The organism is Calothrix sp. CCY 0018 (assembly GCF_963920925.1).
In the GTDB taxonomy this organism is placed as follows: Bacteria; Cyanobacteriota; Cyanobacteriia; order Cyanobacteriales; family Nostocaceae; genus Rivularia.
The window spans coordinates 12,853-35,338 of sequence record NZ_CAWUDI010000049.1 but is presented as its reverse complement, the minus strand read 5'-3'; the positions used below and the strand labels follow the sequence as shown (position 1 = coordinate 35,338).

14 protein-coding genes and 1 pseudogene are annotated in these 22,486 nt (G+C 37.8%); 7 read left to right on the top strand and 8 right to left on the bottom strand.

Features of this window, described 5'->3' with window-relative positions:
• Positions 1-97: 97 nt before the first annotated feature.
• Both menH and ACM03V_RS27915 read right to left on the bottom strand, forming a co-directional pair.
• Entirely contained in the window at positions 98-904 is an 807-nt protein-coding gene (menH, locus tag ACM03V_RS27920; protein ID WP_414624068.1) for a 2-succinyl-6-hydroxy-2,4-cyclohexadiene-1-carboxylate synthase, read from the bottom strand.
• Between the two features lie 72 nt (positions 905-976).
• Positions 977-1,342, bottom strand: coding sequence for a metal-sensitive transcriptional regulator (locus ACM03V_RS27915; protein WP_414624067.1), 366 nt, complete (start codon positions 1,340-1,342; stop codon positions 977-979).
• Between the two features lie 321 nt (positions 1,343-1,663).
• Between ACM03V_RS27915 and ACM03V_RS27910 the strand changes: the two genes are divergently transcribed.
• On the top strand, positions 1,664-2,869 hold the full coding sequence (locus tag ACM03V_RS27910; RefSeq protein WP_414624066.1) for an HhoA/HhoB/HtrA family serine endopeptidase: 1,206 nt from the start codon (positions 1,664-1,666) through the stop codon (positions 2,867-2,869).
• Positions 2,870-2,965: 96 nt separating this feature from the next.
• On the opposite strand, the gene ACM03V_RS27905 is transcribed toward ACM03V_RS27910, so the two are convergent.
• Together ACM03V_RS27905 and ACM03V_RS27900 are read right to left on the bottom strand one after the other, a co-directional pair.
• Entirely contained in the window at positions 2,966-3,808 is an 843-nt protein-coding gene (locus tag ACM03V_RS27905; RefSeq protein ID WP_414624065.1) for an alpha/beta fold hydrolase, read from the bottom strand.
• Between the two features lie 202 nt (positions 3,809-4,010).
• A complete protein-coding gene (locus ACM03V_RS27900) occupies positions 4,011-4,784 on the bottom strand; it encodes a hypothetical protein (RefSeq protein ID WP_414624064.1) in 774 nt (257 codons plus the stop codon).
• A 429-nt stretch (positions 4,785-5,213) separates the two neighbouring features.
• On the opposite strand from ACM03V_RS27900, the gene ACM03V_RS27895 reads away from it, so the two are divergent.
• Entirely contained in the window at positions 5,214-5,507 is a 294-nt protein-coding gene (locus ACM03V_RS27895) for a KGK domain-containing protein (protein WP_414624063.1), read from the top strand.
• A 234-nt stretch (positions 5,508-5,741) separates the two neighbouring features.
• Here ACM03V_RS27895 and ACM03V_RS27890 read toward each other — a convergent pair.
• A pseudogene (locus ACM03V_RS27890) lies at positions 5,742-6,440 on the bottom strand (phosphate ABC transporter permease); the annotation flags it as partial.
• Between the two features lie 211 nt (positions 6,441-6,651).
• A complete protein-coding gene (gene dapB, locus ACM03V_RS27885) occupies positions 6,652-7,482 on the bottom strand; it encodes a 4-hydroxy-tetrahydrodipicolinate reductase (RefSeq protein WP_414624090.1) in 831 nt (276 codons plus the stop codon).
• A 234-nt stretch (positions 7,483-7,716) separates the two neighbouring features.
• On the opposite strand from dapB, the gene ACM03V_RS27880 reads away from it, so the two are divergent.
• The 3 genes from ACM03V_RS27880 (at position 7,717) to ACM03V_RS27870 (ending at position 11,158) form a co-directional block, all read left to right on the top strand.
• The gene (locus ACM03V_RS27880) at positions 7,717-8,427 is read left to right on the top strand and encodes a response regulator (protein WP_414624089.1); all 711 of its coding nucleotides are present in this window, start codon (positions 7,717-7,719) and stop codon (positions 8,425-8,427) included.
• 2 nt (positions 8,428-8,429) lie between these two features.
• Positions 8,430-10,310 (top strand): CHASE2 domain-containing protein, encoded by a 1,881-nt coding sequence (locus ACM03V_RS27875; protein WP_414624062.1) that lies wholly within the window; start codon positions 8,430-8,432, stop codon positions 10,308-10,310.
• A 116-nt stretch (positions 10,311-10,426) separates the two neighbouring features.
• Positions 10,427-11,158 carry a DUF928 domain-containing protein gene (locus tag ACM03V_RS27870; RefSeq protein ID WP_414624061.1) on the top strand — a complete coding sequence of 244 codons (732 nt, stop codon included), beginning with the start codon at positions 10,427-10,429 and terminating at the stop codon, positions 11,156-11,158.
• Between the two features lie 242 nt (positions 11,159-11,400).
• Here ACM03V_RS27870 and ACM03V_RS27865 read toward each other — a convergent pair whose 3' ends face one another.
• Positions 11,401-14,148, bottom strand: a complete 2,748-nt coding sequence (locus tag ACM03V_RS27865) for a CHAT domain-containing protein (RefSeq protein ID WP_414624060.1) — start codon at positions 14,146-14,148, stop codon at positions 11,401-11,403.
• A gap of 618 nt (positions 14,149-14,766) precedes the next feature.
• Between ACM03V_RS27865 and ACM03V_RS27860 the strand changes: the two genes are divergently transcribed.
• Positions 14,767-16,404: a M10 family metallopeptidase C-terminal domain-containing protein gene (locus ACM03V_RS27860; protein ID WP_414624059.1), complete on the top strand. Its 1,638-nt coding sequence runs from the start codon at positions 14,767-14,769 to the stop codon at positions 16,402-16,404.
• A 113-nt stretch (positions 16,405-16,517) separates the two neighbouring features.
• Complete coding sequence (locus ACM03V_RS27855) at positions 16,518-18,239, top strand: ShlB/FhaC/HecB family hemolysin secretion/activation protein (protein ID WP_414624058.1); 1,722 nt, start codon at positions 16,518-16,520, stop codon at positions 18,237-18,239.
• A gap of 224 nt (positions 18,240-18,463) precedes the next feature.
• Here the strand turns inward: ACM03V_RS27855 and ACM03V_RS27850 are convergent, their stop codons facing one another.
• Positions 18,464-22,198: a filamentous hemagglutinin N-terminal domain-containing protein gene (locus ACM03V_RS27850; protein ID WP_414624057.1), complete on the bottom strand. Its 3,735-nt coding sequence runs from the start codon at positions 22,196-22,198 to the stop codon at positions 18,464-18,466.
• Positions 22,199-22,486 lie beyond the last annotated feature (288 nt).

Genomic DNA, 22,486 nt, shown 5'->3' with positions numbered 1-22,486 from the left:
TAATTTGAGTTTTTACAAATATGTTTGTTTCGCGCCTAACGCACTGTTTTAATCGTGATTTGTGTACATAATTCTCAGGTGATACAAATATGTACCTTTAATTAAAAAAATATCGAATATTTTCTACAAAAATAGGTGTATTCTCTAAATGTATATTATGAGATGCATTCTTAATAACCTTCAATTCACATAACCGATTAAGCTCAGCCATTTTTGTATTTATATCAACAAATTTTTGATCGTTTTCTCCTACTAGCAAAAGCAAAGGAACTTTATTTTTTTGTAAACTATCCCATAAAGATGGTTGAACTCCCGTACCCATTAACCGCAGCGATTTAGCTAATTTTACGGGATTATTTTGTAAACGATTTTCTATCATCCGATCAAATTGTGGATGATTTTTTATATTGCCAAAAATCGGTTGACTGTACCAATTATCTAAAAATTTTCTGAAATCATCTTTTTCAATGCTTCTCACCAACTTTCTAGCTATTTGTTGGTCTCGCTTTACTCTTTCTAATTTTTCTAGCTCTACTAATAAACCAGGAGAAGCAGATTCTAAAATAACTTTATCAAAATATTGGCAAAAATGAAGTGTTAAATATAAAGCTAATCTTCCACCCATTGAATATCCAACTAAGAAACATTGCTTAACTTTTAATTCATCTAATAAATTAATTAATCCCTCGGCAGTTTTTGCCATTGTATAGCAATCATCATCTAAAACTTGAGTTTTTCCATGTCCGGGAAGATCGATTTTTAAACAATGAAAGTCATCAACTAATAAAGATATGACTTGGTTAAATTCATCGGTATTACCCATAAAGCCGTGCAAAAAAAGAATCAGCGATCGATCTGAATTACCACTGAAATAATAATGAAATCTATATTTTTCTAAACTCATTGAGATTTTTTTGAGCTATTTAAAAATATACACCCTATGAATAGCTTCCTGAATTAACTGGAAAATTACTGTTTAAGGTAAAAACCTATCCAAAGCCGCTTTTAATTCTTCCATCTCAGCATCAATATTGCCGTCTTTTGCCGCTCTAGCAACGCATTCCGTTAGATGCTCGTCTAAAACAATCCTTGCTACCTTATCAATTGCACCTCTAACAGCTGCAATTTGCAACAATACATCAGGACAAGGACTGTTTTGCTGCACCATAGATTTAATTCCTCTAACGTGCCCCTCTATACGCGATAGCCGATTAACTATTTTTCGCAAAGACTCTTCGCTATGAACGTGATTGTGAATTGAGTGCTTATGATTATGCTCTGGGATTTCAGTGTTGTTAATGTCACTCAGTATTGGTTCGTTTTGTTTTGAAGTTCCATTCATGGGCTATTTTCGGGGTTGAGGCAGTACTTACAATCCTAGCGCAAAGGGCAAACAGTCACGATAGTCTTTTGCAATCCCAAAATTAACTGATGATTGCAAGCTTCGACACTTTCTAGGAAGAGAAAACGCAAACCCAATTTTTGCTAATATCATTAGTAGATTGAAGCGTAGGTAAGCTTCGTTTAATGCTCTATAGCTAAGTATTAGGGCTTAAAATAACGAAACTCAAATTTGAGGCGATCAAAACTTGAAAATGTATCGCTTACTTTAAAGATAATTCTCAAGAATAACTAACAATCAGGCTGAAGAACGGTCTTGGTGATGAAAATTACACATTTTTCTAAGTCTATAAGACAACTAAGTACGCATTTATTAGCAATAATTATTGGGGTTTTGCTAAGTGTTAATACTCTCTTGGTATTACCTTCGCAAGCAGAATCTGCACCAATATCAGTTGATTCGCAATCGATCGCCCAAAAGCCCTCAAGTGCTGCTGCAATTGGAAGCAGTAGCTTTGTAACGGCGGCAGTTAATAAAGTTGGCAAGGCAGTAGTTCGTATTGATACCGAACGGCAGGTAAGTCGTCGTATTCCTGAAGCTTTTACGGAAGACCCATTTTTTAGGAGATTTTTCGGCGATTCTTTACCTAGAAACTTGCCTCCGGAAGAATTACGCGGTTTAGGTTCTGGTTTTATTATTGACAAAAGCGGGTTAGTTTTAACCAACGCTCACGTAGTTGATAAAGCCGACAAAGTAACGGTAAGTCTCAAAGATGGACGCAAATTTGAAGGTAAAGTCCAAGGTGCCGATGAAGTCACCGATTTAGCCGTTGTGAAGATTAACGCCCCCAACGATTTACCAGTTGCCACCTTGGGTTCATCCAGTAACGTTCAAGTTGGAGATTGGGCGATCGCCGTAGGAAATCCTTTGGGTTTCGACAATACGGTAACTTTGGGAATTGTCAGTACTTTGAAACGCCCCAGCGCTCAAGTTGGTATTTCGTCGAAGCGTTTGGAGTTTATTCAAACCGATGCGGCAATTAATCCCGGAAACTCCGGCGGTCCTTTATTAAACGATAGAGGCGAAGTTATCGGTATAAATACGGCTATTCGTGCCGATGCAATGGGCATTGGTTTTGCCATTCCTATTGACAAAGCCAAGCAAATTACCAGCGAATTAGAGCGCAACGGCAGAGTTGCTCATCCGTTTATAGGCATAGGAATGGATGATTTAACCCCCGATAAAGCCCGACAAATCAATGCTAATCCAAATTCTCCGATTCAAGTACCGGAAGTAACAGGTATTTTAATAGGAAGAGTTATACCGGACTCTCCAGCAGCAACAGCAGGTATCCGTATAGGAGACGTAATTGTTGCTATTGATGGAAAACCCATTAGTAAAGGCGAAGAATTGCTCAATATAGTTGAAAATAGCGGTGTAGGTCAAAATTTACAATTAAAAGTCCGAAGAGGTAATCGCACTCAACAAATATCATTGCGTACTGCTGATATGAAAGATTTTTCGTAATCTAGGGAATGGGGCATTGGGCATCGGGCATGGGGGATTGGTAATTGGTAATTGGTAATTGTTTTGTCCCCCCATCTCCCCATCCCCTTTTCCCCCTCAACTCCTACGCACAAAGGGTTTCATGTCTTGCAAAATTACTTCATGATGATGCTCTTGGGCATAATGTGCTACGTCGTTGATTGTGACTATTTGAGCATCGGATACCGAATCAGCAAATTTTTCTGCCATTTCTACGTTTAACCAGGGATCGGTTTTTCCCCACTGAATTAAAATCGGTTTTTCCCATTCTTTAAATCCAGATTCTATTTCTTCCATTGCCGTATTTAGCTGCAAATTCCGAATTGTTGCTAATAAACTTCTTCCTGTAGCGGAAGCTTTTAAAAATGGTTTGCGATAAATATCTAAATCTTTATCTTTATAGACGTAACGGCTACCACCTTCTAAAGTTCTGTCAACCAATAGTGGATCTTGTGTCATCATTTCACCGGCTAAAGGTAAACCCATTTGTTTGATTTTCCAAGGTAATTTAGCTGTCGATGAAATTGGCGTGTTGAGTATAATTATGCTGGCGATTTTTTCGGGGTTACGTAGAGCATATTGTAAGCCAACTGAACCTAAAAAACCTTGAACTACCAAAGAAAAACGTTCGAGTTCTAATGTTTCAATAAAACCATCTAAAGCTGTAATATATGCTTCTGGAGTGTAACCAAAATCTCTTTTTTCTGGCTTGGCTGAAAAACCTGAACCAATCCAATCTGGGGCAATGACTTTGTTACCTTGCTGTGCCAATCCCGGCATGATGTTGCGCCAGCTATAACTTTGGGATACTAAACCGTGCAGCAATAAAACTGGGAATAAATCGCTTCTACCTACTGGTTCTACTTGTCGATAAAACCATTCTAGTGAATCTACTGTTATTTTGTGTTCTGTTATAGACATTATAAAAAAGCCTTACGCAAAGAATTTTGTGTTAATTCCTAATGTGAATTAGAAACTGTCATCGGTAGAAGTTGTAAAAAATCAACTCCTCCCATAACTAGCATAGGCTTTTAGATGCTTTTAACAAAATTAGATGAGAGCGAAAAATGTAGACACGCGCTACATAGCTTCTCTACAAGCTGCATTTCCTTGACTTGCAAAACTAAGCCGCTTTAAAAAATCGAATGATTTCGCGCACGTGTTCTAGAAATTGCCCGTCGGTGGAAAGTTGTGCGATCGCCTGTTTTGATTCTTGGGATAAACGTTGGTGTTCCCCAAGGTTTGTTGCTCTTAATTCTTCTATTGTTGCTGCAATAGTTGCCAATTCTCTACGAGTCTCTTGTGAATAAGCTTTTTGTTTCGCTGCTAAAGAGTCGGGGTTTTCTGGGTTAAGCTGTTGTTCCATGCGTCGAACACTTTCTTCAACACTGGTAAAACGATGACGCAATTCTATAATATCTTCGCGAGGATATTTTAATTCTCTACCAATGTTTGTTAATCGTGCGTATAAATATTCGTAAGCGCTAATAGCTGGACGCAAACCCGTCAATAATAATGCTGCACCGGAACTAATATAGCCAACAGCACTGATACCAGTAGCAGCTAATGTATAAAGACCGATTGTAGATAATATATGTAAAAAAACCGCAATTATTAACGAACGTTTTACTAAAACTTTGACGTATTTTAATTGTTTTTCATCTACTGGAATTTGTTTTTCAATAGATTGTTCTGCATTGTATAAGGTTTCTTTGGCTTTGAAATGAACGTTCCAAGGTACGGTAACAATTACCAAAAGCCACCAAAAACTTGCACCTCCAATTACCCAATCAAGAAAATTACCAGCAGGTACATGAAACCATTGCAGTACGCCGAATGCTAAAAGCGTTACAGTCACTATACCGATAGTGCTACTAAGAAATAAATTTAAATACATCTAAATACCAACTATTAAGTGTAAAAGTTATTATTTAGATAGTGATTTAGGATTAAAAAATAAGCTTAAATGCTTGTGATAGTTTGTATATTTACACAACAAAATTTGTATAATTTATTCTCAAAATAGTAATTTAAGATAGTTTACTTCCCAACGTCATGTGATAGTTGTTTAACTTGCACGTAAGCGTGGTAAATTTGCAAAATACTTATAAAAAATTTTAGCTTCATACTTTATTCAAACTATTGCAAAGTATTGATAAAGGTAAATGTAATAACATCTGAAAATTAGACAATTTGGTATGACTAAATAATTGCTTAGGATATATAATGACCGTCTACCGACTTCTACTTTTATGTTTCATCAATTATAAGAACAGGCAAAATCCCAATTTTGGTAAAGCGAATTATTTAAGTATAAAAAATTAGCATGGAAAAACAGTTTGAGCGATTGGAACGTAACGAAGTTATATCTGTTAGCGCGGAAAATTCTGGAAATCTGGAAATTTCTTCCACTTTTAAAGTTTTAGAATTGCTAGAAGTTATACAGAAATATATTAGTTTTCAGATGCCAGAAGCATCTTTATTTGATGAAGGTATTGATTGTGAAATTTTAAAGTTAGGTGCTAGAGGTTGGAAAAAGGGAAAGGTGAGAATCTGTGTTGAATTCTCTCCCGAAGAACCCGAATATCCTTTGGAAGACCTTGCGGAATTGTTGGAATGAATTTAAGGTCAAAAGTTAAAGGTCAAAAGTTAAAGGTTGAATAAAAAACTCCTAACTCCTAATTCCTAACTCCTATTACCAGTCATCTTCCGAGTCATAAATAGGTTTTCTATCAACTCTGCTTCTTCTGGGTGGACGTTGCCGCTCGTCATCATCGTAATATTTCTCAATCTCGCTGCTTCCTTCTTGGGGGGGAGATTCCGGTTCATCGTAATCATCGGAGTATCTATCAACTTCTCTGCTTCTTTCTCTGGGTGGACGACGGCGACGGTTGCTCCTTCTTTCTTCTCTATCATCGTAAATGCGGCGACTTACTTCTTTGAAATAATCTTGCCGTAAAAAAGGATAGTCGCTCACCCATAAGTTGCGGTTGGGAATATATATGTCGGTTATTTCTTCGATTCTGCTCAAATCGGGACTGCTCGACATTACCAACATTTCTGCTATCTGACCCCGATTTATGTTCTTGTGGGAAACTTGTAATGGTGCTTTGAGTAAAGCGGTAAATCCGGTTTCGTCTCCGACTTCCAAATTAATCCGTTTTTCTCGGTTTTCTACAATTACTAAATCGCCTTTATTATTTACGGTTTCTTGTGTACCAATTAATTCTTCTGTAATCCACCAGTCCAAGACTCTACCGCGAAAAAAACCAGCGTATTTGGAACGACGGAATTTAACATTTCGCAAACTGGCCCATAATACAGGCCCCCATAACCAGTAAAGTGCCCCCACAAGTCCCAAGCAAAATATAACTGGGCCTAAAGGAAGCCGTAAAATTACCTCTATAAGTAAAATTACAGTAGCAATAGCTACAGATATTAATAACCGTCGCAAAAAATCGGAAAATTTCCCCCAATAGTATTTGTACTGCGAACCAGTTGCAATTAGGGGAATCAATTGTTCAAACTTCGCGCGTGTCAATGGGACAAGCATTTTAGATTTTAGATTTTGGATTTTGGATTTTAACAACGGATGCGTTTCTTTTGGATTTTAGAGGATGCTATGTAAGTCAACAATCATACTTGAAACCTCTCTCTGAGTATTTAAGAGGTTTTGAAACCCCATTCCCTTATAAGGAAGAAGGTAGGGGGTTAGGTTTCCAATATTTCGAGTTAAACACAATACTTTTAAACATCCTCTTAGATTAAAGAATCTTCTCTAATCCATATACTAACGACTTTAGCTGAAGAACTTTGCGAATTGCTAATAAAACTCCCGGCATATAGCAAGTTCTATCGCTGGTATCGTGTCGTAAAGTATAAATTTGACCGGATGCGCCAAAAATAACTTCCTGATGGGCAATTAACCCCGGTAAGCGAACGCTATGAATTCTTATTCCTTCATCGGCTTGGCTTCCCCGCGCTCCTGCTATATGTTCGGTTTCATTTACTATAGCTTGGTTGTAAGTTTTACCCAATTCTCCCAACATTTGAGCAGTTTTAATCGCGGTACCGCTGGGTGCATCTGCTTTTTGGTTGTGATGCAGTTCGATAATTTCAACGTGGTCAAAATATTGTGATGCTGTAACTGCGGCTTGTTGAAGCAATACCATCCCAATCGAGAAATTAGGAATGATTAAGCAACCAGTAGAAGCTTTATCGGCAAAATCTGCCAAATCTTTGAGTTTTTCCGGACTTAACCCAGTAGTTCCCACAACGGGACGTACCCCATAGGCGATCGCACTGCGAATGTTATCGTATACGCAATCTGGATGTGTAAAATCAACCACAACTCCAGGCTGTCTCCCTTGAGAAGCAAACGCCAGCATTCCTTCCATTTGGTCGGTAATCGGAACTTCCAAAGGTTCGCTTAAACCAGCCAACTCTCCCGCATCTTTGTCCTGATGTTCGGGGCTTGTGTCAATAGCACCCACCAAATCCATATCTGGTGCTTCCGACACAGCTTTTATCACCTCCCTACCCATTTTTCCCGCAGCACCATTAACAACAACTGGTATAAGTCCTTGATTAGTCATGTTTCCACATTGAAATCCACAAAGAAATTCTGACATTCCGTATGTCTAAAAACAAGGGCTTTGCGTAAGTCCTATTTTTATTTGCACTTTTGTGCATGGGTTAAAGATGCATCTCCAATTAAAATTAGGGGAATTCAGTAAGTAGCTTGACGTTGAAAATTGTAACTATGACAAGGGAATGCTTTTCGGTAAAGTTTAAGGAAAGTTTCAATTTGAATGAATACAACTAAAAAGATGGTATTAATTAAACTCCAAGAACAACAAGTTTACGAGGATTTATCAGTGAATACAGAACTGAACATTCTTGTTGTAGATGACCATCAGTTAATTTTAACTGGTACTCTTGATGTGTTACGTCGCGAATATCCTCAAGCCGATATTATTAAAGCTCAAACGGTAAAAGAGACATTATCTATAATTCAATCTCGTCAGTTAGATTTGGTTGTGATGGATTTGTCGATTCCTAATACCCTGGGAGAAAGAGCAGAAATTGATTCGGGAATTCAACTTTTGCAAACTTTACTCAAAGAATATCCCGATCAAAATTTTCTAGTTCAAACCAGTTACGTGAAAGCGTTAATCCGCATTAAGCACGAGATTGATAATCATCAAGGTGGATTTGCGATCGCTGATAAAGGATTACCCGAAGATGAAATGTTGATGCGGGCTAATTTAACACTTAGCGGCGCAACTCATACAAAAGATATTAAAACCGGAATCGAATTAAAGCCGGAATGGGTGGATGTTTTACGATTTGCTTTTGAAGAAGGTTTGACAGATAAAGAAATTGCCAAAAGAATGTATAAATCAGAACGAGCGGTACGGACTTACTGGACAAAGATTCAGGACGTTGTGGAAGTATATCCTGAAGACTGCAAGCAAAGTGGTAAGAATCTGCGAATCCAAACCGAAATTCGTGCCCGAGATGAAGGGTTAATTGATTGATAATGAAAAGGGGAATTTGGAGTCGCATTTACGAAGAGTTCGAGTTGTGGTTGCGGGCTGCTCCTCCAGGAATAATGGTGGCGGTTGTGGTGATCTTAATCCGCATGACTGGAGGATTGCAGCCTTTGGAAGGGATGCTGCTCGATACGATGTTGCGTTTGCGTCCGCAAGAAAAGCACGACGAACGTGTAATAATTGTGGGAATAGACGAACGGGATATTCAATCGATTGGTAAATATCCGGTTCCCGATGGCAAAATTGCAGAGTTACTCAATAAGCTGGAAACTTATAAACCCAGAGCTATTGGCTTGGATTTGTTCAAAAATGTTCCCGTTGAACCCGGTAGCGAACAACTGAAGCGGGTATTCCAGAAAAATAAGAACATTATTGGAATTGAAAAAATTTTACCACCTGGGGAAATTCCTCCACATCAAAGTTTACTACCCGAACAAGTTGGATTTGCCGATTTACGTATTGATAAGGATAGTAAAAATCGCCGCTATTTATTGTATACACCGAATCCAAAAAATATAGACGAAGATAAATATTCTTTAGGGTTGCAATTAGTTACTCAATACTTTATTGCAGAAGGAACTGAATTGCAAACGGGGATAAACGATCCGAATACAATTATGATTCGCGGCAAAGAATTACCGCAAATTAGTCAAAATTTTGGCGGATATATCGATCTTAAAGATGGTGGATTATCAATTTTGATGAACTTCCGCAACAGCCGCAACCCTTTTGCTGTTGTGTCGATGCGGGATATTCTCAACGATAAAGTTGATGCTAAATTATTGCGCGATCGCATTATCTTAATAGGCAACCGTAATATGAGCGCTGGGGATATATTTTACACTTCTGCTTTGCCGAGTTTGAAGTTAAGCGGTCAAATTTACGGGGTTGATTATCATGCTCATGTTGTCAGTCAAATTCTTAGTTATATAATAGATAGTCGTCCGATGTTAAGCAGTTGGGGAGATATAAGTGAGTATATATGGATAGCTCTTTGGGGTTTTATGCCGATTGCTCTGGGAAGAATGACCCAATCTGTATGGATAAATTTACTGAGTGTTGGTGTAGCTGGGATTTGCTTGTTTACTTACGGTTTGATAATGCTGTGGTTGTGGGGTATATGGATTCCTATCGCACCCAATTTGCTGATACTAAACGGGGTTGGTTTGAGTGCTTTTGCATTTTTTCAGCACGATAAATTTTTGCGATCGCAAATTAACGAACGTCTCAGCACGATTAAATACACTTTTGCTGTAATTCATAATGGTCCTTTGCAAACCCTTGCTTATGGATTAAAGCATATACGCGCTCAAGATATACCATCCGAAAAACTAGTTGAGCAATTTGAAAAACTGGATAAAGAAATTCGAGCCATCGGCGATTTTCTTCAGTTAGAAGCATTAGCAAAAGAAGAAGTTTTACGTTTAGGTAGTGGACTAATTTTGGATTTAAATCGACCGCTTCACGATTTATTATATGAAGTTTATTCAAGTACCTTAGAGCGTAACGATTTTGAATATTTTCAAACATTAAAAGTTAAAATTCGTAATTTCGATCCGATTGACGATAAATATTTAAGCAGAGAAAAAAAACGCAGTATCTGTTTGTTTTTGGAAGAGGCTTTGTGTAACGTTGGCAAACACGCTCAAGGAGTAAAGCGAGTTCAAGCATCCGGTGAATATTCTCCAAAAAAATATAAATTGTGGGTGAAAGATAACGGTGTTGGAATTAAATCGCAACTGGAAAATAAAGGTACAAAAAATTGTAAATTACTTGCCAAACAGTTAAAAGGAGAATTTAAACGGGAATCACTTTCTCCAAAGGGAACAATCTGCGAACTTAGCTGGACACCGATTAAAGAATTTTAAGTATATTTTCTTATTTGAAAGATTAAATTTATTCTTTAAGAATTGTATATTTACGTAACCTGTACTATATTTTTGTTGTCTTTTTCTAGAAAACTATATGGTAAGTCGTAATTATCATGAATCATCAAAAATCAACCTTTTGGCGAAATCGTCCTATTACAAGCTTAGTTATTGGAATGCTTTTCCTAATTACCGCAGTCCCAGCCTATGCTAAATATAAGCCTAAAAATCGCAAACCTGCGAGTGGATATTCTGGTGCTGGTGGCTCCCGTAGTCCGGATAATGGTAGCATACCTTTGACGCTGCTAGCACCCAAAACATTTATCGGTAAAACCGCTTCATTACGTCCGATGTTGGCTTGGTATACACCAAATTCTCAAAACGTGGAATTCCGACTGTTTGAATTTGAATCAGCCACACGAGTTAAACAAATTGGTGAATTTAAAGAAATACCAACAGTAGTAGGAATCAACAAATTAAAACTTCCTAGCGATTATCCCGAGCTTACAGTAGGTAAAACGTATTTATGGCAAATTTCATCAGACTCTGCCGGTGGACAAATTATTAACCGTGCAGAATTTACAGTTATTAATCCTACTCAATCGCTAACAAAGAAGAAATTTACTACAATTCCCGAAAGCGTTAATTATTATGCTGAAAATGAACTGTGGTATGAAGCATTGGAAGAAGCATTGAAAGTAAAAAGTAATGGTAAATTAAGTCAAAGTGGTTCAACCTTAGTGCAAGAATTGGCAGAATCAGAAATGCTTACGGGAAGTGAAGCCGAAATCAACATTATTAAAAGACGAATTGATAATCTTGAGAAGATTTCGCTGAGTAGTCAATAAAAATACTAAAAACCTCTCTCCAAACCTCTCTCCTGCCTTTGAGAGAGGCTTTTAAACCCCCATTCCCTCGTAGGGAAGGGGGGTTAGGTTTCCGAGATGTTGTAGGTAAAACATCCTCTAAAGTTTCTAAATAAAGATGTTGGGTTACGGGGCAAAGTTTAATTATTAGTTAAAACCTATTTTTTTTCGTGCCCCTAACCCAACCTACAAGCTACAAACTGCTACTGTTAACTGTTAACTGTTTAAAGCCAATTACCAATAATAATCATTGGTGCCCAATAAGCGGGATTATCATACTTGATATCAATACCTTCAGATGCAGGTAATTTTTTGGCGTTAATCATTTTAATTTGGGCTTTTTGTAATGCTGCCGCAATACTCATTCCCCCTTCGCGGTAGTTTTTGTAAAATTCTTCTACTAGTTTGGATGTCGATATATCTTGGATATTCCATAAAGAGGCGATGGCACTTTTAACTCCTACTTGTAATGCAACTCCAGCTAATCCTAATGTTGCACGCTCGTCACCAAGTGCGGTTTGACAGGCTGTAAGTGCGAGCAATTCGACGCTATCGGATTGATTCAGATTTTGCAGTGAGTTTTCTAATTGACTGATGGTGAGTTTTTTGTTTTTACCCGTGACTATAAAGGTGTCTTCGGGAATAATGCCGAATTGAGCGTGACTGGCGATATGTACGATGGGATATGTAGTCTGTGCGATTTTTTGCTGAAAATTTTCGGGGATAAAATTCTCGTCGATTAAGTCGGTATGATTGGGGAATTGTTTTCTAACTGCGTCGATTTCATTTTCAATTGAATCAAGCGCGGGAAAAATCTTTCCGTCGATTGTGGATTTTTCTGTTAAACCTAATATTAATGCTTTCTGCTTGCTGCGGTTTGGTTTGGTAACTGTTAATCGTAAGCTAGGAGTTGTAGCAATTGCGTAGGTTTCAACTAAATATTTTTGTTGTTGGCTGTCATAAAGTGCTGCCATTGGCACGCTACGTAAAAATCCATCCTGGATAAACACCAGAGTTTTAACTTTTTCGGCGTTGATATCTTCAGCAAAGGGACGAATTATCCAATCATACAGTTGTGCTGCTGTTATTGTATCGTAATTAATTGCTGCTCTTCCTTTAACTAACCCCTCGCGAAATTCGGCAATTTTTTTCTCTAACTTATCGCTGCTAACTATTTTATCTGTACCTTGTTGCTGGGAATCTTCAATCCATTTAAATTTAGTTGCGCTATCGGCTGACTGTAATAATATTCCGGTTTTACCATCTAAAATAATTGAACTCAAAAATACGGTGTTTTCAAAAGCCCTACTATTTTGTTTATCTTGCAAAAGTTCATCCACCTGTTTGGGATTCAACCCACTTAAAACGCAATCATTCCCAAAATAATTCTGTAATTCTGCCAGTTTCAACGCATCGATAGTTTTCACCACTTTTGATAATTCTTTATTCCGCTGTTTGTCTGGAATTGCCCCAGCTTGCAACAGTTCCAGCCGCGATTTTGCTAAGGTGCGGTACAATGGTCGCACAACATCGCGAAAGTCAAACTGTACATCGCGTTTCGCTGTCAAAATATCCAGACGAATATTTTCCAAAGTTTCAAATGCTCTTTGATAGGATTCGATAGCTGATTTGTTTCGCTGCTGTTTATCTAAAATCCTTCCAGCTTGCCACTCCCACAAATACAAACTATCTTTTGCATTTAAGTTGCTGTCTGCTGCAACAATGGCATTTTGAGTATAAGTTAACGCTTTTTGATTATCTTGACGGCATTCCCAGAAATGTCCCAAAGCACCGTTAGCATAGGATTGCAAGCGATTGTCTTTTAAATTATTACTAGTTAATACAGACTTTTGCAGCAAACTTAATGTTTGTTGCCGTAAAACTAACTGAGTTGGACAATCGGTAAACGGTGAATTACCTTGAGAATAGCGTTGTAAGTATGCTAAATCGATAGCTCCATAGACTTTTGTATCTGAATCTGGTAAATTTTCCAGCAGCTTTAAAGCATTTTCAACAGCATTCTTAAAAGTTGTATCATCAATTTTCGTTTTATCCGTATGGGAAGCCAGCTTAATTAAATTTAATAAGCCCCGCATTTCAGCTAAACTTTGCTTTCCTTCGCGGGCAAGTTTTATACTATTTTTGAAATATTCAGTAGCTCGATTGAAATCTGCTGCTGACTTTCGATTAAATTCAATTCCCTTATCATCAAGACCAATTTTAGCAGCCGAAGTTGCTTGTAATTCGAGTAATTGAGCGCGATTAGTGTAAGCATTGCCCAAACTATTTAAAACTAAAAAATCATTTGGAACTACTTTTTCTGCTGCTTGTAAATACGCAATTGCTCGGTCATAATTTCCTATTAATCGATATACCTCACCGAGAACCCCAAATGCTGCAACAATACCCGGTTTGTCATTATATTTACTGGCAATTTGTACCGCACTTTCCGGAATGCATTCCAACTCAATCCCTGCCGCTTTGCCACATAAAAGGGCGATCGCCTTTTTCGGCTGTCCCAAATTACTGTACACTTGAGCTAATTCCGTCCGCATTCGTCCCACTTGCGGGATATTTTTCACCGCTTCATAATCGCGAATTGCTGCCGACAACGATGTAATAGCCGCTTGATTTTCTCCTAATTTCTGATAAGCACGTCCTAAATTTTCATTCACAACAGCCGTCGCATCAGGATTATTTTGACTTTGGTTTTGGTATTTAGTTAGTGCCGATTGCCAGTGTTTTACCGCATCGCGATAATTACCTGTATTGTATTCTTTAACTCCTCGCTCAACTAGTGAATTTGCATTTTGTGCCGATACAACTTGTCCGAAAGATAAACAAATTAACAGAGTCGCCAGGAATAATACTTTGATAAATCGATCTTTTCTAGGAAAACAATTAATTATATTTATGTATAGTCGCCGAGGCAACGAAAATAAAAGTTTGCTATATTGATTTTTGGTATTCATAATTTAAATAGTGAAAGGCAGAGTAAAAGTAATTTAAGATACAATTATCTGTCATTTTATAGCTACTTACTTAGGCATTATTTTTAAACTTACCAGAAATATACATGAATAGCTCAGCCTTGGTGAAAATATGCAGTTTTATGCAACATTTACAGGAATACGATCAAGAAAACTCACGGTTTTTATATGCCCTTCGGGCACGCTTGGTTAACGTGGGATGAATTTAAGTTTTACTCAGCAGAGAATGTAGTTAGCCGAAATTGACTTAAAGAAATCAATATTTAATCTCAGGAAACAATCTCTACAAATTCAGATTAGTATTTAATCCTATTTTTTATTCCCTACGTCCTCTTGAACCAAAGTAATTAATACTAGGTTATGTAATTTTGTGCAAAATCGAATGCACAAAACTGCAATCATCTTTGCACAATTGGTGAATGAATTACCTAGCCGTTTGCCCTAATCTAAGCATTGTAAGGATTTAAATCGACTAAGTTGTATGTGAGAATGTGCGAGCAAAAGAAATCAATTTTGAATTAATATTGCTTACCTTTTAACACAACTTGGGATGAACAGACATATTTCTAAATCTTGATTTTGCAATAGTGGTAAACAATCATGAAAAACTTTTCACAAATCATCACCCAAGTTAATTCCGATCTCCTCAAGGATAAATCTAATCGGCTTTTTGAAAGTTTAACTAACAAGGATTATTTCAGCTATATAGGAATTACAACTATATTGTTTAACCAAGAAGCTCCAGTAAAAGCTCAATCATCAATATCATCGATAGAATCTTTATTATCCTCAACCACTGCAAACGATTTCACAGTGTTTCCAGATACTAACTCTTCACTGAATTCTGGTTCACTCAGCCACCAAACTGTTGATACACACAATTTAAGTACCGCTGACTTAGATTGCCACAGCCATCATAGTCTGTCTAACAATGACTTAACACCAGAGTTGAACTCTCAAGCTGCTTCATCCTATACCACTGAAATCGATGCATTACTAGGAACGAGCTTAAGTTGGATCGATAACACCATAAGCTATAGCTTTATGACTACAGTCCCAGATTACTACGATCTGAATGCTGAGGAGCAATATCAATTCATTGCTTTTAATCAAACTCAACAAGTAGCAGCGAAACGAGCATTGCAACTTTACAGCGAAGTGTCGGGACTAAACTTTGTTGAAGTATCAGACGCTGGTGCAGGGGGAACTATTCGGTTTGGTACGGCAAATATGGAACATGGAAGCGCTCATGCTTACCTTCCAAGCAAACATGCAATAGGAGGTGATATCTGGCTAAATAATAGTTATAGTCCAAATCTGACTCAGAGCAATGGCTCCGATGGATTTGATACTCTGATCCATGAAATCGGGCACGCATTAGGGTTGAAACATCCAGGTAATTATAATGCAGGTGGAGGTGGTGCTGAGGGACCTTATTTATATCCTGAATTGGATAGCAACCAATACACCGTAATGTCATACAACGAACATTCAGGTAGTTTAGCTAACCCTGAAACACCGATGCTCTACGACATTGCTGCAATCCAGTATCTTTATGGTGCTAACTATGATACCCGTGCAGAAAATACTACTTATGCTTGGGATACCAATCAAGCCTTTATGCAGACAATCTGGGATGGTGGCGGTGTCGATACCATTGATGCAAGTAACCAAGCACTTTCAGCTATAATTGACCTCAATCCTGGAAATTTCAGTTCTATTGGCTCTTACGATGGAAGTTTTTCTAATAGAGCCAGCAATAATTTAGCCATCGCCTATGAAGTCACCATCGAAAATGCGATCGGGAGTGCAGCAGATGATATTCTAATTGGAAACAGTATTGACAATTATCTATCTGGCGGTTTGGGGAATGACTATCTTGTAGGTGGTGCGGGTAGTGACATTTTGATTGGTGGAAGTGGTAATGACACCCTTGTTGGTTATTCTGGTGGTACGGAATATGACTTGTTAACAGGAGAATTTGGAAATGATACTTTTGTTCTGGGCGAATCTTCAGGTGTCTTCTACCAAGGAGATGAATACGCCATAATTACTGATTTCAATTGGGAGTATGATTACATTCAAGTTAATGGTACCACTAGTCAATATTCGCTAGGAACTGGAAACTGGGTTGGTAGCTCCGCCCAAGATACTGCAATTTTCTATGGAAACGACGCAATTGCTGTGGTGCAAGACTCTACTAGCGTAAATTTTGAACGCGATTTTCTCTTTGTATAAATTTGAATTTAATTATTGCAGAAAAATGTAATTACGAATCAAAAAAATTATGGTATTTTGATTTACGATATCATAATTTTTTACAAATTTTTCTTAAGTAGAATAAACAAACAATGGATTCTTACCTGCAGTTTCAAAAGTTTTTTTTGATCTGTTTTTGCTATATCGGCATCACTCCACTAGCTGTATCTGCCCAATCGACACCCCCACCCGGAGTCACAATTCCTCCCAATGCATCAGAGAAAATAGAAGAAACTCTTCCCCAACCATCACCAACCTTACCTGCGAAACCACCCACAGAAACTAACCCCATACTTCCATCACTACCCCAAGAAAATTTACCCGACACAATCTTTCCTAGCGGTATAGCTTTCTTTGTCAAGGAAATTCAAATAAAAGGAAACTCTGTTTTACAAGATCAAATTAACCAGTTAAAACAGCCTTTAGAAAACAAAAAAATCGCATTTGAACAGCTATTACAATTACGCTCTCAAATTACCCAACTCTACGCTGACAACGGCTACATTTCCAGTGGTGCATTTATTCCCAACAATCAAAATGTTGCTAACGGTATTGTACAAATCCAAATAGTCGAAGGCGAACTCGAAGATATTACGATTACTGGATTAAAAAGATTACAACAAGCGTATGTACGTTCCCGGATTCAACGTTTTGCTCGGAAGCCTTTAAATCAAAAACGCCTCGAACAAGCATTACAATTATTACAAATCGATCCAGTTATCGAAAGAGTCAACGCCGAATTAACCGCAGGAAGCATTCCCGGCAACAATATTTTACAGCTACAAATTACCGAAGCTCCTCCATTCCACGCCGGAGTTACTTTTGCTAACAATCAATCACCCAGCGTCGGTTCCCAACAAGCGAGCGTTTTTGTTGCTCACGACAACGTATTAGGATTTGCCGATCAATTCAGCGCTGAATATGGCATCACCGACGGCTTAGACGTTTACAATCTCAATTATTCTATTCCCTTTAATGCCCTCGACGGAACAGTTGGTGTTCGCTTCAGTAACAGCGATAGCAAGATTATTGAAGACGAATTTGATGACTTAGATATCCGCAGCGAAACCGAAACCCTTTCCTTTAACCTGCGTCAACCGTTAATTAATACCCCAGACAACGAATTAGCTTTGGGTTTAGCCTTGGATTTACGACGCACTCAAACATTTATATTAGATGATATCCCCTTTTCCTTCACAGAAGGGCCAGAAGAAGGAGAATCAAAACTCAGCGTAATTCGCTTTTCTCAAGATTGGTTGAAACGTAACACCAACAGTGTTTTAGCAGCGCGATCGCAATTTAGTGTAGGGATTGATGCCTTTGATGCTACCGTTAACGATTCCGGTACAGATGGGCGTTTTGTCGCTTGGGTAGGGCAATTTCAATGGGTACAAAGATTATCTCCCCGCATTTTAATGCTTGCCAAAATTAACACTCAACTTACAGGTGATTCCTTATTATCAGCAGAAAAAATCAGCATCGGGGGAGTAGATACAGTACGCGGATATCGTCAAAATCAAGTCGTCACCGACAGCGGTATAGTAGGAGGAATAGAAGCTAGAATTCCCCTGTTATCAGAAGTAGAAACTTTACAGCTAATACCATTTTTTGATATTGGTACGGGTTGGAACAATCGCGGAGATAACCCAGATCCACAAACCCTTGCTAGTTTGGGATTAGGTGTACAATGGCAACCTTTGAGAGGATTTGGATTGAGATTAGATTACGGTATTCCGTTGATTGGAAGAGGAGATAGTGGTAATTCTTTGCAAGAAAATGGGTTTAACTTTTCGGTAAGATATCAGCCGTTTTGAACAGTTAACAGTGAGCAGTGAGCAGTCAACAGTTTGTAGGGTTTAGATAATAGTTCGTAGGTTGGGTTAGACACCAAAATCATCTTGATTATTACAAGCATCTTTACTTATGGTGTCGTAACCCAACACCACCGTTATGGATATACGATGCATATGTTGGGTTACGACGCTATATAGATTCGGGAATTAAACCTCAAATGATAAGCGTTTAACCCAACCTACACTTACTGTTCACTGTTTTCAGTACATTCTCGACTTAACAATAACTCCCCGTTTTTTAACCGATATAAACCTTGGGGTTCGACAATGCGATCGCCTTTTTTCCAAACTTGATTTTTACTATCAATATTTCTAACTTCACCAGTCACATATTCAGAAACCAAAACATTACCGGGACGATTTGACGGTAAAGCACCAGAACCTGTAATTTTAAAAGAGTTTTCTTGTCGTTTGCTACCTCTTGCAATGCAGCTATTAGCAATTATTGCGTCGGTATCTATATTTGGAGAAAGTTCAGTAAAGCTATTTTGAATTGAACTGGTATCGTCTGTATTGATATTTGTTTCACCAGAAATACCAAGTTGAGAACTTGCTGTAATATCGCTTTTCCCTGTTAAGTTGTCCTGTCTTTCAATACCGAAAATACCGCTACTAATAATATTGACTTTACCACCATTGCCACTAAAAGCATTCGCGGTGATATCGCTGTCTTCGTTTTGTGGTGCGACGATAAATTTAGAATTGAGATTGATATTACCACCATCTCCCCCAGCTAGTGCTGTTCCTGCGGTGGTAGTGATTTGGCTTTGGTTGCGGAGTAATAATAATTCACTTATTTGTAAATTGATATCACCACCTTGAGTACTAGCAGTTTGAGCAGCGATAAAACCATTATTTAATTGAAGAGTACCTGCTTGTAATGTGATATCTCCTGCATCTCCCGTACCGCTGCTACCAACCGATACCCCTGCACCATTTTCTATTATTACTAAACGCGGATCGATATTTATGGAACCGCCTTTTCCGGTTGAGTCGGGAGAAGTACTAGCGGATATACCCGTAAACAAACTTTGTTCGCTTCCACCAGTAAAGGTAATTCTATCTTTTACAAATAAGTTGATAGTACCAGCATCACCACTACCTACAGTAGAAGTAATAACTCGTCCGCCATTTTTTGCTTCAAAAGTGTTAGCGTTAAAGGTAATATTTCCAGCATTACCATCATTGAAGGTTGTTGCGTTTACAATTGCATTATCTGTAATCTTAAAGTTATCTGTGGTTATGGTTATATTACCAGCATCACCGGAAGCACCTGCTGTTGTTAAAGTAAATATTCCACTAAAGAAACCCGCAGAATCAATACCTGAAAGGTTAACGGATTCGGAAGCATTTACGTTAATTTCTCCTCCTCTTCCTTTACCTTTTAAACCAGAAGTAATTCGAGAACCGTCACTTAATCTTAAATCTTGAGTATTAATATTAATAGAACCACCCTTTCCTTCTGCTTCTACACCAACATCGCTAGAAATAAGGCTGGAGTTAGATAATAAGATTGAGTCAGTAATATTCAATTCAATTTTACCTGCATCTCCCTTACTCAAAGTCCCAGTAAAAATAAATCCACTGTTATCTAGAGATAGAGTACCAGCAGTTAATTTGATATTACCTGCATTTCCTTTTCCCGCTGATATGGTAGATAACAAAGCGTTATTAGTTATAGAAAATGACTTCGTTTCAATTTCTATATTTCCACTTTCACCCGTACCGTTCAATAAGCTAGTAGTTAATGCGCTACTTTGACCATCTATGTTAACTGTATCGCGAGCATTAATTTTGATATTACCAGCGCTTTGTATTTCATCAGCGTTTTCTTCTCCAGATAATACAGTACTCATATAGCCACCATTCATTAAAAACAGCGAGCCAGTTTTCACCTCAATATTTCCTGCATTACCATTACTGGTAGATGTATTGGCACTGCTCTCTAAACCGTTACTAGCTATACCATCAAAAGTAATTGTATCCCGAACATCTAAAAAGATATTACCTGCATTTTGTCCTCCATAATTACTGGCTGAAATGAAACCACCATTTTTTAATAGCAATTCACCTGTCTTGATGCGGATATCGCCACCATTCCCTACTTCAATAGGATTCGGCAACAATTGAGACAAATTTGTAGCTGTGCTGTTGATAGCTCCTAAATCGCTAAAAGTAACTTTATCGCGAGCATTTATTGTAATATTACCTGCATTTCCCTGTCCGCTTGTACTGGAAGATATTTCTGCGAGATTGCTTACAAAAAGATTGTTAGTAGTTATTTGAATATCTCCTCCTTTACCTACACCTAAACTTAATAAGTTGCTTTTAATACCACTTACGACAACAATTCCATTTAATAAGTTATCAATTGAAGAAACAGCATTAGGATTTCCGACAAAGCCATCTAATTTCACACTTTCGCTGGCTTCAATAAAGATATTACCTGCATTTCCTTCTCCCAAAATCATAGTAGATATCCGACTTCCGTTAGTTAAGCTAAGGTTTCCGGTTTTCACCCGGATATCTCCTCCTTTACCCACTCCACCAATATATACGCTGCTAGTAGCACTACTCTCATTATCAAAACTAACAGTATCGCGAGCGTTGATAGTGATATTACCAGCATTACCTTTGCCGAATGTATCGCTATAAATAGCAGCCCCATCTGTAACAGAAAGAGTTCGGGTAGTTAATTGAATATTGCCCGCATTACCTATAGCTTCCGGTAATACCAGACTAGAGATAGCAGTTAATGGAATATTATTAACATCGTTACTATTATCAATCCAAGGTCGATTATCCGTACCCTGTAAGGAAATATTTTGGCGAGCATTAATATTTATATTCCCAGCATTACCGATTCCAAAGGAGTCAGAACTTATTGCAGAACCTTCACCTATAAAAACTGAATTAGCATTAATATTTATATTCCCAGCATTACCTTGACTGTAAACGCTATTATTAATAGCACTATTACCTTTAAGTTCAATTGAACCCGTAGCATTGAGATTAACATCTCCTGCTTGTACATTAGGATTATCTGAGTTTTCAGCAATTCCAGCAAATATAATTGAATCGGAAATTTCTAAATTACGAGCATTAACTACAAAATTTCCACCACCAGCACCAAAAACACTAATTACAGCTTGATTTGCTATAGAAATATCTCCCCTTTCTACATCTTCGGGAATATTCAAACTAAAATTATCAGCTGAGATATTTAATCCAACAGTTCCCGGTGCAGTAAAAGAAGCTAATTCAATATTTCCTTCATAAGCTCTTAATCGACCTCCATCTAAATTAATATCTCCTCCTACAAGCAATAAACTTTTACCATCAGCAACTCTTAATCCTGTAGTAAAATTTCCATCGGGGTTAATTCCTGCGAATGCTTGAGATTGATTAATAATTCCCCCACTCGCTTCTACTTGATTGAAAAACAAAGCCGAAGGATTAACAGTTAATGAACCAGGTATTTGTGGATTAGTAGCGCTAAAACTACCTTGATTTCCAAATTGCAATCCTGAAGCAGTTGTTCCCACAAAGGAACCCTGTAAATCTAAACTCGCATTTTCCTCAAATACAATTCCGTTGGGGTTAATCAAAAATAGATTCGCTGCACCATCAACCCCCAAAGTACCGAAAATATTCGATGCATTCCCACCAGTTACCCTGGTTAAAATATTCTCTACACCATCGGGATTGACAAAATACACCGCTCGCCCATTGTTAATATTAAACTCGCTGAAGCTGTGAAAAAGATTAACATCCCGTCTAGCTCCACCATCAATTGTGTCTGCGTTAATCCCATTTATAAAAACATTGGGATTTAAACGAGAAGATTCCGTACCTAAAGTGTTGTCAGGAGTGATATTACTTTGCTGTGCCAAGGTTTTAGACGCGAGGAGACTTGCCACAGAGCAGCTGAAAAATCCTACTAATGCCAATCGTACACAGTTTTTTATCATCATGAGATACGCACTTATCTAGGTTACACAGTATCTAATAATACTAATACTTTATTTAGTAAATGCATCTAATCTTAGCTAGCAAAAAATTGCAATACAGTTTTCTGCACTCCAATAAGCATAAAACTCTGATGCCTAAAATATAAAACCCATTTAATGTATAAATTGTGAGCGACAAAATTACCGAGCATTAATTAACTGCTTGGTTTTAGTTAATCTTTAAAACTTCAAAATATA

Coding starts and splice junctions, on each gene's coding strand:
- menH (WP_414624068.1), bottom strand. CDS start 904: ATGAGTTTAGAAAAATATAGATTTCATTATTATTTCAGTGGTAATTCA.
- ACM03V_RS27860 (WP_414624059.1), top strand. CDS start 14,767: ATGAAAAACTTTTCACAAATCATCACCCAAGTTAATTCCGATCTCCTC.
- ACM03V_RS27895 (WP_414624063.1), top strand. CDS start 5,214: ATGGAAAAACAGTTTGAGCGATTGGAACGTAACGAAGTTATATCTGTT.
- ACM03V_RS27880 (WP_414624089.1), top strand. CDS start 7,717: ATGGTATTAATTAAACTCCAAGAACAACAAGTTTACGAGGATTTATCA.
- ACM03V_RS27910 (WP_414624066.1), top strand. CDS start 1,664: ATGAAAATTACACATTTTTCTAAGTCTATAAGACAACTAAGTACGCAT.
- ACM03V_RS27915 (WP_414624067.1), bottom strand. CDS start 1,342: ATGAATGGAACTTCAAAACAAAACGAACCAATACTGAGTGACATTAAC.
- ACM03V_RS27905 (WP_414624065.1), bottom strand. CDS start 3,808: ATGTCTATAACAGAACACAAAATAACAGTAGATTCACTAGAATGGTTT.
- ACM03V_RS27900 (WP_414624064.1), bottom strand. CDS start 4,784: ATGTATTTAAATTTATTTCTTAGTAGCACTATCGGTATAGTGACTGTA.
- dapB (WP_414624090.1), bottom strand. CDS start 7,482: ATGACTAATCAAGGACTTATACCAGTTGTTGTTAATGGTGCTGCGGGA.
- ACM03V_RS27870 (WP_414624061.1), top strand. CDS start 10,427: ATGAATCATCAAAAATCAACCTTTTGGCGAAATCGTCCTATTACAAGC.
- ACM03V_RS27855 (WP_414624058.1), top strand. CDS start 16,518: ATGGATTCTTACCTGCAGTTTCAAAAGTTTTTTTTGATCTGTTTTTGC.
- ACM03V_RS27865 (WP_414624060.1), bottom strand. CDS start 14,148: ATGAATACCAAAAATCAATATAGCAAACTTTTATTTTCGTTGCCTCGG.
- ACM03V_RS27875 (WP_414624062.1), top strand. CDS start 8,430: ATGAAAAGGGGAATTTGGAGTCGCATTTACGAAGAGTTCGAGTTGTGG.